Here is an 11,526-nt window from a genome sequence, read left to right on the forward strand (position 1 = left end):
ATCGTGTTCGGGTGAACTCGATGCCGCGCCATCCTGCCACCGAGTCGCCGCAATGACACATGGGCAGGTGAGACCTCCCGCACGTCGCCGCGCAACTACCCTGGAGCGCATGACCCACATCCTGTCCGCCGTGGCGTGGCCCTACGCCAACGGCCCCCGGCACATCGGCCACGTCGCCGGCTTCGGCGTCCCCTCTGACGTGTTCAGCAGGTACGCCCGGATGGCGGGTCACGACGTCCTCATGGTCTCCGGCTCCGACGAGCACGGCACGCCGATCCTCATCGCCGCCGACGAGGCCGGCGTGTCCGCCCAGGAGCTCGCCGACAGGAACCACCGCCTCATCGCGGAGGACCTGGTCGCCCTCGGCCTGACCTACGACCTCTACACGCGCACGACGGCGGGCAACCACCACAGCGTGGTGCAGGAGATGTTCGAGGGGGTCCACGCCAACGGGTACTTCATCGAGCAGACCACGCACGGCGCGGTGTCGCCGTCGACGGGACGCACCCTGCCCGACCGCTACATCGAGGGCACGTGCCCGATCTGCGGGGCGGGCGGCGCGCGCGGCGACCAGTGCGACACGTGCGGCAACCAGCTCGACCCGGCCGACCTCATCGACCCGGTCTCGCGGATCAACGGCGAGACGCCGAAGTTCGTCGAGACCCAGCACTTCTTCCTCGACCTGCCCGCGCTCGCCGAGGAGCTCGGCCGCTGGCTCGACGAGCGAGAGGCCGCCGGCACGTGGCGCCCCAACGTCATCCGGTTCAGCCAGAACATCCTCAAGGACATCCGGCCGCGCGCGATGACCCGGGACATCGACTGGGGCATCGCCGTGCCGCTGGACGGGTGGCGCGAGAACCCCACGAAGAAGCTCTACGTGTGGTTCGACGCCGTCATCGGCTACCTGTCCGCCTCGGTCGAGTGGGCCCGCCGCAGCGGCGACCCCGAGGCATGGCGCGCCTGGTGGAACGACGCCGAGGCGCTGTCCTACTACTTCATGGGCAAGGACAACATCACCTTCCACTCCCAGATCTGGCCGGCCGAGCTGCTCGCCTACTCCGGGAAGGGCGCCAAGGGCGGGAGCGCCGGCCGCCTCGGCGAGCTCAACCTGCCCACCGAGGTCGTCAGCTCGGAGTTCCTCACGATGGAGGGCCGCAAGCTCTCCAGCTCCAAGCGGGTCGTCATCTACGTGCGCGACATGCTCGAGCGGTACCAGGTCGACGCCTTCCGCTACTTCGTCGCCTCCGCCGGGCCCGAGGCCCACGACGTCGACTTCACGTGGGCCGAGTTCGTCCGGCGCACCAACGGCGAGCTCGTGGCCGGCTGGGGCAACCTCGTCAACCGCACGGCGTCGATGATCGCCAAGAACGTCGGCGAGGTGCCCGCCCCCGTCGAGTCCGAGGTGACCGACGTCGAGCGCGCCCTGGCCGCCGAGATCGCCGCCGGGTTCGAGACCGTCGGCGCGCTCGTCGGCGCCCATCGGCAGCGCGCGGCGATCGCCGAGGCCATGCGGCTCGTGGGCCTGGCCAACACCTACGTCACGGTGACCGAGCCGTTCCGGCTCAAGAGCGAGGAGCAGCGCCCGCGCCTGCTCACCGTGCTGCACACGCTCGCCCAGGCCGTGTCCGACCTCAACGTCATGCTCTCGCCGTTCCTCCCGCACTCGAGCAACGCCGTCGACGCGGCGATCGGCGGCACCGGGGACATCCAGCCGATGCCGCGCCTCGAGGAGGTCGACGACCTCGAGAACGACCGCAGCTACCCGATCATCACCGGGGACTACTCGAGCCCCACGCCGTGGGCGACCCGGCCCGTGCGGGTCGGTGCGCCGGTGGGCAAGCCGTCGCCGATCTTCACCAAGCTCGACGACGCCGTGGTGGCCGACGAGCTCGACCGCCTCGGCGTGGACGGGGCCGCGGCGGCCTCGGGTTCCACGGAGGCGGCCGGTCCGGCCGGTTCCGCCTCGTGAGCGGGGAGAACGGGAAGAAGAAGGAACGGGGCTTCCCGCCGGCGGGCGACCCGCTGCCGGCGGGCGTGGTCGACAACCACACGCACCTGCCGCTGCTGGCGGCCGACGGTTCACCGCTCGACCCCGACGATGCCGGGCTGCCCGGCGGCGCCGACCCCCTGACGACCGACGACCAGCTCGCGCGCGCGGCGGAGGTCGGGGTGCTCGGGCTGCTCAGCGTGGCCTGCGACGTCCCGAGCCTCGCCGGAACCGTCGCGCTCGCCCACGAGCACGCCGCGATCGCCGCCGCCGTCGCGATCCACCCCAACGAGTCGGCGCTGCACGCCCGCGCCTTCGACGTGGCGCCCGACGGCCTCGAGCCCGACGTCCGGGACCACCACGAGCTCACCCCCGCGCAGGCCTTCGACCGGGTGGCGGAGCTGGCGACGGACGACCGCGTGGTCGCCGTGGGGGAGACGGGGCTCGACTTCTACCGCACGGCCGCCGGGCGGGGGCACGACGCGCAGGTCGCCGCCTTCCGCGACCACCTCGCGCTCGCCCGCGAGCTCGGCAAGCCCGTCCAGATCCACGACCGCGAGGCCCACGAGGAGGTCGCCGAGATCCTCCTGCGCGACGGCGCCCCGGAGCGCACGGTCTTCCACTGCTTCTCCGGGGACGAGCGGCTCGCCCGGCAGTGCGCCGAGAACGGCTGGTACGTGTCCGTCGCCGGGCCCGTGACGTTCAGGAGCAACGATGCGCTGCGCGAGGCGATCTCGCTCGTGCCGCTCGGGCAGCTCCTCGTCGAGACCGACTCGCCCTACCTCACGCCCGTCCCGTTCCGCGGGCGGCCCAACGCGAGCTACGTGCTCCCGCGGACGGTGCGGGCGCTGGCGGAGCTGCGCGGCCTCGACCTCGCCGAGCTGTGCGAGCGGCTGACCGCGACGACCCGTGAGGTCTACGGCGGGTTCTGGGGATCCGTGGCCTGACGTGCTGCGTCCTGCACGTCGGGGGGCTCAGTCCGGCCGGGAATCCGCCGCCGACCCGCGCCGTCTCGCGTGTCGGGGGAGGGCCTCGGCCCGGTCACGGCGAGGTCACGTCCCCTGGTCGCGGGCCCGCGCGGACAGGGTCGCCGTCACGAGCCGTTCGTCGTCGTCGATCCCCGCTCTACCACGCGTTGTGGGCCACGTCGCACCGGGAGGTGCGCGCCGTCGTCGTGACCTTGACCTCAGAGCACCGTGACGACCTTGTTGTCAGATCACAGAACGGTTACGTTCGGTCACGCCCCCGGCCCCTGAACGAATGGATCGACCCCCCGTGACCGACACAGCCACGTCCACCAACCGCGCCGACCGGTTCCGCCGGCACCAGCGCGGGGTCATGGCGACCGTGCTGGCAGGCGTCGCGCTGCTCGGCGCCGGAGGCGTGATGGCCGCGAACGCCGGCCTCGGAGCGGACCCGGGCACCGGCTCCGCCGCGGGCGCCGCACTCGTCGAGCCGGTCGAGCGTGTCGACGCCGCCGGTCGCTCGACCGCCCAGCGCATCGCCCTCGACGCCGCCGAGGAGGCGTCCACCACCTACACCGTGACCGTCGACGGCGAGACCCTCACCTTCACGACCACCGCGCAGATCCTCGACGAGGCGCTGCACGAGGCCGGCATCCAGATCGGCGCCGACGACCGCGTGTCCGCCCCGCTGGCCGGCCCGGTCACCGACGTCGAGATCGTCCGCGTGACCACCGACTCGGTCACCGAGGAGGTCGTCGACGAGCACGGCACCACGGAGCAGGAGACCGACGAGCTCTACGTCGGCGAGACCCAGGTGCAGACCGAGGGCGTCGACGGCCGCGTCGTCAACACCTACCGCGTGATCTCGGCCGAGGGTGAGGAGGACGCGCGCGAGCTCGTCGCCAGCGTCACGGTCGACGAGCGGGTCGACGAGGTCGTCCTCGTGGGCACCCGCGAGCGCGAGCCGGAGCCCGTCCAGGCGGAGCCGGCCGAGGAGGCCCCCGCGGCGGAGGCGCCGGCCGAGGCCGAGGCCCCCGCGGCCGAGGAGCCCGCCCCCGCGTACACCGGCGGCGACCCCCGCTCGATCGCGCAGAGCATGATGGCCTCGCGCGGCTGGGGCGGCGACCAGTTCTCCTGCCTCAACTCCCTCTGGGAGCGCGAGTCGGGCTGGAACCACACCGCGATGAACCCGTCGTCCGGCGCCTACGGCATCCCGCAGTCGCTGCCGGGCTCGAAGATGGCCAGCCACGGCGCCGACTGGCGGACCAACCCCGCCACGCAGATCGCCTGGGGCCTGGACTACATCGCCGGCCGCTACGGCACCCCGTGCGGTGCGTGGGGCCACTCGCAGAGCGTCGGCTGGTACTGAGCGACCCGGGTCTGAGCGCCCGACCGGTTCGGAGCCTGATCGCCCGACCCGCAGACCGAGCGCCGAGCCGCATCCCACCGGGGTGCGGCTCGGCGCTTCTGCGTCCGGCAGGCGCCCCTGCCCGACGCACGTAGGCTGTCCCCTTGTGAACGAGCCGTCCGACGTCGCGCTGCTGGGCGCCTCGGACGTCCGCGCCCTGGCCGAGCGGCTCGGCGTGCGCCCCACCAAGACCCTCGGCCAGAACTTCGTGCACGACGCCGGCACCGTGCGCCGCATCGTGCGGGCCGCCGGCGTGCAGCCGGGCGACCGCGTCCTCGAGATCGGGCCCGGCCTCGGCTCCCTCACGCTCGCGCTGCTCGAGGCGGGGGCGGACGTCGTCGCCGTCGAGATCGACCCGGTCCTCGCCGCCGCGCTGCCCGCCACCGTCGCCGAGCGCGCACCGGGCGCCGCGGACCGGTTCGAGGTGGTCCTCGCCGACGCGATGCGCCTGGCGGAGCCGGACCTGCTGCCGGGCGCGGCGCCGACCAGGCTCGTCGCCAACCTCCCGTACAACGTGGCGGTGCCCGTCCTGCTCACCGCGCTCGAGCACCTGCCGACGGTGACGGAGGTCCTCGTCATGGTGCAGGCGGAGGTGGCCGACCGGCTCGCGGCCCCGCCCGGGTCGCGCACGTACGGCGTTCCGTCGGCCAAGGCCGCCTGGTGGACGAGGGCGGAGCGCGCCGGGACGATCGGCCGGCAGGTGTTCTGGCCGGTGCCGAACGTCGACTCGGCGCTCGTGCGGCTCACCCGGCGGCCCGAGCCCGTGGCAGGAGCGGATCGCCGCGAGGTGTTCGCCGTCGTCGACGCGGCGTTCGCGCAGCGGCGCAAGACCCTGCGCTCGGCCCTGGCCGGATGGGCCGGTTCGCCCGCCGCGGCCGAGGAGGCGCTGCGGGCGGCGGGCGTGGATCCGTCGGCGCGCGGGGAGACCCTGACGATCGTCGAGCTCGCCGCGGTCGCGGCCGCCCGCGCCGATGCCGCCGGAACGTCCCCGACGCCGGAGCCTCGCCCGGGTGCATCGGGGGCACCCGACGTCACGTCCGCCACCGGGGACTCCCCGACGGCGGAGGCTCGCCCGGGTGCATCGGCCGCCACGGGGGAGACCGTCACCGAGGAGGACGCATGAGCGAGATGTCCGCGCCCGAGAGCGCGCTGCCGGGCCCGGTCACCGTCCGCGCCCCGGGCAAGGTCAACCTCTCGCTGCGGGTGGGCCCGCCGCGCGCCGACGGCTTCCACCCGCTCGTCACGGTCTTCCAGGCGCTCGACCTCGGCGAGCACGTGACGGCGGCCCCGGCGCCTCGCGGCAGCACGACGGTCCGGCTCGCGCAGCACGTGGACGGCGTGCCGCTCGGCGCCTCGAACCTCGCGGCGCGGGCCGCCGAGGCGCTGCGGGCGGCGACCGGCGTGGACGCGGGCGTCGAGCTGACGATCCACAAGAACGTGCCGGCCGCGAGCGGGATGGCCGGCGGCAGCGCCGACGCCGCGGCGGCGCTCATGGCCTGCGACGCGCTGTGGGGCACCGCGCTCGGCGCCTTCGACCTGCACGCCCTCGCGGCCAACCTCGGCTCCGACGTGTCGTTCCCGCTGCTCGGCGGCACGGCGCTGGGGACGGGGCGGGGGGAGCGCCTCGTCGTGCTGCCGGACACCGGGGCGTGGCACTGGGTGCTCGCCACGCAGGCGACCGGCCTGTCGACCCCGGCCGTGTTCAACGCCTACGACGCGCTGCACGGGTACCCGCGCGGGGGGCCGCCGTCGGCGCCGAGCATGCTGCACGAGCCGGCCGCGCCGGACGCCCACACGCACTCCGACGACGCGGAGGCCGGCGGTCTCCACCCCGGCGCCCACGAGGCCGCGCTCGGCGACGCACTCGTCGAGGGCGACCCGGCGGCGCTCGGCCGCCTCCTGCTCAACGACCTCACCGAGCCGGCCCTCGAGCTGCGCCCCGAGCTCGGGGACGTCCTCGCGGCGTTCGAGCGAGCCGGTGCGCTCGGCGCCGTGCTGTCCGGATCCGGCCCCACGGTCGCCGCCCTCGCGCTCGACGCCGCGCACGCGGAGTCGATCGCCGCCGTCGTCCGGGCGGCCGAGGTGGCCGACCGGGTCCTCACGACGACGGCGCCCGCGCGCGGCGCCCACGTCGTCGACGCGGCACCGGGCCCCGCGGCACCGGGCGCTGCGACACACCCCGGGGGAGCGGCCTGATGGCGCACCTGCTCGGCGCGGAAGGGCTGCGCCTCATGGCGGGCCCGCGCGTGCTGCTCGACGGCGTCGGGCTCGGGGTCGACGACGGCATGCGGATCGGCGTCCTCGGCCGCAACGGCGCCGGCAAGTCGAGCCTGCTCGGCGCGCTCGCGGGCCGGCGTCCGCTCGACGGCGGGCGCGTCACCTCGCCGTCGGGCACCCGGATCGCCGTGCTCGACCAGAAGGACACCCTGCCGCCCGGGGCGAGCGTCCTCGACGCCGTGCACGGCGGGCTCGCCGAGCACGAGTGGGCCGGCGACCGCGCGGTCCGCGAGCTCCACGAGGGCCTGATCTCCGAGCTCTCCCTCGACGTCGACGTCGACACGCTCTCCGGCGGCCAGCGTCGCCGCGTGGCCCTCGCGTCCGTCCTCGCCGCCCCCGCCGAGGTGCTCGTCCTCGACGAGCCCACCAACCACCTCGACGTCGAGGGTGTCGCCTTCCTCGCCGCCCACCTGCAGGAGCGCTTCGCCTCGGGCCGCGGCGCACTCCTCGTCGTCACGCACGACCGTTGGTTCCTCGACGCCGTGTGCACGCGCGTCTGGGACGTCGTGCCCGGCCACGACGGCGCCGGCGGCCGCTCCCCGGTACCCGGCCACGTCGAGGTCTACGACGGCGGGTACGCGGCCTACGTGCTCGCGCGGGCCGAGCGCGAGCGCAGCGCGGCGGTGGCGGCGCAGAAGCGCAACAACCTCCTGCGCAAGGAGCTCGCCTGGCTGCGCCGGGGTGCGCCCGCCCGGACCTCCAAGCCGAAGTTCCGGCTCGACGCCGCGGCCGCCCTCATCGCCGACGAGCCGCCGCCGCGCGACTCCCTCGCCCTGACCGACGCCGCGGGCGCCCGGCTCGGCAAGGACGTCCTCGACCTCGAGGGCGTCACCGTGCAGTACGACGTGCCGCCCCCGATCCTCGACGACGTCACGTGGCGACTCGCGCCCGGCGAGCGCGTCGGCATCGTCGGGGCGAACGGCGCGGGCAAGTCGACCGCGCTGCGCCTCCTCGCCGGGCTGCAGGAACCGACGTCGGGGCGGGTCAGGCGCGGGAAGACGGTCGACCTCGCCGTCCTCACGCAGGACACCGGTGAGCTCGACGAGATCCCTCGGATGCGCGTGGTCGAGGCGGTCGCCGACGTCGCCGAGCACGTCTCGATGGGCGGGGCCGACCTCAGCGCGAGCCAGCTCATCGAGCGCCTCGGGTTCGCCCGCGAGCGACAGTGGACGCGGGTCTCGGAGCTCTCGGGCGGTGAGCGGCGTCGGCTCCAGCTGCTGCGCCTGCTCGTGGCCGGGCCGAACGTGCTGCTGCTCGACGAGCCCACGAACGACCTCGACACCGACACCCTTGCCGCGGTCGAGGACCTGCTCGACTCGTGGCCCGGCACGCTGATCGTCGTCAGTCACGACCGCTACCTGCTTGAACGCGTCACCGATCACCAGGTGGCCGTCATCGGCGGCGCGATCCGCGACCTGCCGGGCGGCGTGGAGGAGTACCTCGCCCTGCGGCGCGGCCAGCGCGCGTCCTCCGGGGAAGGACGGGTCCAGGCCGCGGGGCAGCGCCCGACGGCGGAGGGCGGGTCCGGCACGAACCTCGCCCCGGGAGGGGCTGCCGGGGGAGCCGTGGCCGGTGGCGCGGGCCGTCCGGCGGGCGCGACCGATGCTGCGCGCGAGCGCGAGGCGCGGAAGAACCTCGGGCGGATCGAGCGCCGGATGACGAAGCTGAGCGGCCAGATCGAGCGGCTCGACGCGCAGATGGCCGAGGCCGCCGAGCAGCAGGACGTCGGTCGGATCACCTCGCTCGCCGCGCAGTCCGACCAGCTGCGGGCGGAGTCGGACGCCCTCGAGGAGGAGTGGCTGCTCACCGCCGAGGAGCTCGAGGGCTGACGCGACGACTGGTGTCTTCGACCGGCACGGGTTCACCGGTCGACCACGTGACGGTCGTGCGCGAGCAATCGAATGTTCATATCCCCGTGATGTCGTGGGCGGACCCGTACCCATCCACGACGCGAGGACACCCCCATGCTCTTCCCACGCCCCGGGCGACTCCCGGCGGTCGCCGTCACGGCTGCCCTGCTCGCCACTCTCGCCCCCTCGGCGGCGGTCGCCGACGACGTCGAGGACGACCGCACGAACGTCATCCTGCTCATCGCCGACGGCATGGGGTACAACCACATCGACGCGGCCAGCCTCTACGAGCACGGCACCGCGGCCTACCAGGACCAGGCCGACAACCCCTATCTCGCGGCCCACGGCTCGGACAGCGTGACGTCGGAGGTCTACCAGGAGTTCGAGACGCAGCTCTCGGTGGACACCGGCTACGTCTTCAGCCCCGAGTACTCGACGATCGACGCGTGGGGGCACCCGCAGAACGCCACCCGCGACCAGCTCGACGGCTCCTGGCTCAACGTCACGGACTCCGGAGCCGCGGCGACCGCCCTGTCCACGGGCGTGCGCACGCGCGGCGGGTATCTCGGCTGGGACCGTGACGAGGAGCCGCTCACGGACATGGTCGACATCGCGAGCGAGCACGGCCTCGCGACAGGCGTGGTCACCAGCGGTCAGTTCTGGGGCGACACCTCGGCCGGGTTCGCCGTCCACGCCGACGACGGCGACGAGGACCTCATCATCGACCAGCTCCTGCGCCACGAGGACCTCGACGTGGTCATGGGCGGCGGCCACCCCGCGTACTCGAGCGACGGCGAGGCCCAGACGCCGAGCTACCACAACATCCCGCGCGAGGACTGGGAGGCGATCGCGGCCGGCGACACGAGCACGGGGCTCGCGGGCTGGACCCTGGTCGACGAGCGCGCAGACTTCCAGGCGCTCGCGACCGGTGACACCCCGGACCAGGTCCTCGGCGTGGCCCAGACGGCCGGTGCCCTCACCCATGACCGCTCCGGCGACCGGGAGATCCCGAACGCCGCGCCCGTCGCGGAGAACGTCGCTCGCCTCCCGGAGCTTGCGGCGGCGAGCCTCAACGTCCTGTCGAACGCGAGCGACGACGGCTTCTTCGCCATGATCGAGCAGGCGAACGTCGACGGCGCCGGCCACGCCGGCGAGCTCGGGCGCACGATCGAGAACATGCTCGACTTCAACGCCACGGTCGACGCGGTCGTCGAGTGGGTCGACTCGGAGTCCAGCTGGGAGGAGACCACGGTCATCGTCACCTCCGACCACGAGACGGGGAACCTCTGGGGCGGCGGCACCCTCGGCGAGGACGGCATCGAGATCACGGGGGAGTTCCAGCCCCTGACCGGGACGGCGGGCGAGCTGCCCGCGGCGGAGTTCACCGACTTCACCGACCTCAAGGAGAACGAGAACGAGGAGACCCCGCACTATCACACGCACCAGATCGTGCCGTTCTTCGCCCGCGGCGCTGCCGCCGAGGAGTTCGCGGCGGTCGCCGACTCGACCGACCCGGTGCGCGGGGACTACCTCGAGAACACCGACATCGCCGAGGTCATCCACGCGCAGATCCGGGCGGCCGCGCAGGAGCCGGACCCCGAGCCGGAGCCGGAGCCCGAGCCGCCGGCCCACCAGGACCACGGGTTCTTCCTCAGCAACGACTGGGAGGGCACCACGCACCACGCCTTCCGGTACGGCCGCTACTCCGACGACGTGCTCATCGGCGACTGGGACGGCGACGGCACGGACTCGATCGCCGTCCGCCGCGGCAACATCTATCTCGTCTCCAACGCACCGCGCGGCGGGAGCGCCGACCGCGTCCTGTCCTACGGGCGAGAGAGCGACGTCGTGCTGGTCGGTGACTGGGACGGCGACGGCGCCGACACGCTCGCCGTGCGTCGCGGGAACGCGTACTTCGTGGCCAACTCGCTGGGCGGTGGGAACGCCGACCACGAGCTGCGGTACGGCCGTTCGGGCGACGAGGTCCTCGTCGGTGACTGGGACGGCGACGCCACGGACACCTTCGCCGTGCGTCGCGGGAACGCGTACTTCGTGGCCGACACCCTGGACGGGGGTGACGCCGACCGGACGTTCGAGTACGGGCGCAGTGGTGACGTCACGCTCGCCGGCGACTGGGACGGTGACGGCACCGACACGTTCGCCGTGCGCCGGGGCAACGCCTACTTCGTGAAGAACAGCCTGTCCGGCGGGAACGAGGACGTCCTCGTGCACTACGGCCGGTCCGGCGACGAGGTGCTCGTCGGCGACTGGGACGGCGACGGCGCCGACACCCTGGGCCTGCGGCGCGCGCCCTGACCGGCAGGCGGCCGAGGGGGTGCTGAACGCGTCCCCTCGGCCGCCGGCGTCCGCGCGACACGCGCAATCTGTGATGCGGAGACATGTCGGAACTCGCTGACCAGAACCTCACTCCATGACAATGTTGTCGATGTGGGGCCGAGCGACGCTGCCGGCCCGTCCCGCCTGACCTCGGTGGACCCGGCCGGTTCGGGCCTCCTGACCGGCGCGAACCGCGAGCCGACGGGCCGATCGGCCCTCACGCCGTGAGATCGGCTCGTCCGTTGGGTCCCGGCACCCGGTGGCGGGCGGCGTCTGGACACCGTCTGGACATCGACTCGACAATTGTCCGACGTCGCCACCCGGCATTTCTCGACACCCCTCATTTCCCGGGACCGTGCGTGACCGATTCCGGCTTTCGGACGCGGCGCAAACGTCCGGACCATCAGGTGGTTGTTGACAGGTCGTCGGTGCGGGGGTTTCCTACAAAAAGGCATCTCCGTCAAGCCGGAGCGGCCCGCAGATCAGAGCGAACGTGTCGGTGAGGAAGTTCCGTCCGCGCCCGGGCGGCCTCGACCCGCGAGACGACCGTGGTGCCCACGGCGCCCGCCCGTCGGGCTCACCGTCGCGAGCGGCGGCGGCGAGGATCGAGCCGCAGCTCGCGCTGATCCGCGGCACACCGCGCGAGTCCGGCCTGTCGGAGGGTGGTGTCGTCGCAGTCGGACGGCGTGGGACCGGCCGGCC

Annotated in this window: 7 protein-coding genes; all 7 read left to right on the forward strand. The window is 73.9% G+C overall.

Translation table 11 applies throughout. The features are described 5' to 3' along the window. Positions 1-109 precede the first annotated feature (109 nt). Positions 110-1,969 carry a methionine--tRNA ligase gene (gene metG, locus ACPYO6_RS10050; RefSeq protein ID WP_425714720.1) on the forward strand — a complete coding sequence of 620 codons (1,860 nt, stop codon included), beginning with the start codon at positions 110-112 and terminating at the stop codon, positions 1,967-1,969. After that, a complete protein-coding gene (locus ACPYO6_RS10055) occupies positions 1,966-2,934 on the forward strand; it encodes a TatD family hydrolase (RefSeq protein ID WP_425714721.1) in 969 nt (322 codons plus the stop codon). The genes metG and ACPYO6_RS10055 overlap by 4 nt, the downstream gene beginning before the upstream one ends. A gap of 328 nt (positions 2,935-3,262) precedes the next feature. After that, complete coding sequence (locus ACPYO6_RS10060) at positions 3,263-4,321, forward strand: G5 domain-containing protein (protein WP_425714722.1); 1,059 nt, start codon at positions 3,263-3,265, stop codon at positions 4,319-4,321. Between the two features lie 145 nt (positions 4,322-4,466). Beyond that, positions 4,467-5,483, forward strand: coding sequence for a 16S rRNA (adenine(1518)-N(6)/adenine(1519)-N(6))-dimethyltransferase RsmA (gene rsmA, locus ACPYO6_RS10065; protein ID WP_425714723.1), 1,017 nt, complete (start codon positions 4,467-4,469; stop codon positions 5,481-5,483). Beyond that, positions 5,480-6,556, forward strand: coding sequence for a 4-(cytidine 5'-diphospho)-2-C-methyl-D-erythritol kinase (locus tag ACPYO6_RS10070; protein WP_425714724.1), 1,077 nt, complete (start codon positions 5,480-5,482; stop codon positions 6,554-6,556). The genes rsmA and ACPYO6_RS10070 overlap by 4 nt, the downstream gene beginning before the upstream one ends. Next, positions 6,556-8,466, forward strand: a complete 1,911-nt coding sequence (locus ACPYO6_RS10075; RefSeq protein ID WP_425714725.1) for an ABC-F family ATP-binding cassette domain-containing protein — start codon at positions 6,556-6,558, stop codon at positions 8,464-8,466. The genes ACPYO6_RS10070 and ACPYO6_RS10075 overlap by 1 nt, the downstream gene beginning before the upstream one ends. 135 nt (positions 8,467-8,601) lie before the next feature. Next, positions 8,602-10,803 carry an alkaline phosphatase gene (locus tag ACPYO6_RS10080; RefSeq protein WP_425714726.1) on the forward strand — a complete coding sequence of 734 codons (2,202 nt, stop codon included), beginning with the start codon at positions 8,602-8,604 and terminating at the stop codon, positions 10,801-10,803. Positions 10,804-11,526 lie beyond the last annotated feature (723 nt).

This window comes from Georgenia sp. Z1344, assembly GCF_049856295.1.
Taxonomy (GTDB): domain Bacteria; phylum Actinomycetota; class Actinomycetes; order Actinomycetales; family Actinomycetaceae; genus JB111.

Bases quoted from the DNA above. Each gene is read 5' to 3' on its own strand.
- ACPYO6_RS10075 (WP_425714725.1), top strand. From the start codon at position 6,556: ATGGCGCACCTGCTCGGCGCGGAAGGGCTGCGCCTCATGGCGGGCCCG.
- metG (WP_425714720.1), top strand. From the start codon at position 110: ATGACCCACATCCTGTCCGCCGTGGCGTGGCCCTACGCCAACGGCCCC.
- ACPYO6_RS10070 (WP_425714724.1), top strand. From the start codon at position 5,480: ATGAGCGAGATGTCCGCGCCCGAGAGCGCGCTGCCGGGCCCGGTCACC.
- ACPYO6_RS10080 (WP_425714726.1), top strand. From the start codon at position 8,602: ATGCTCTTCCCACGCCCCGGGCGACTCCCGGCGGTCGCCGTCACGGCT.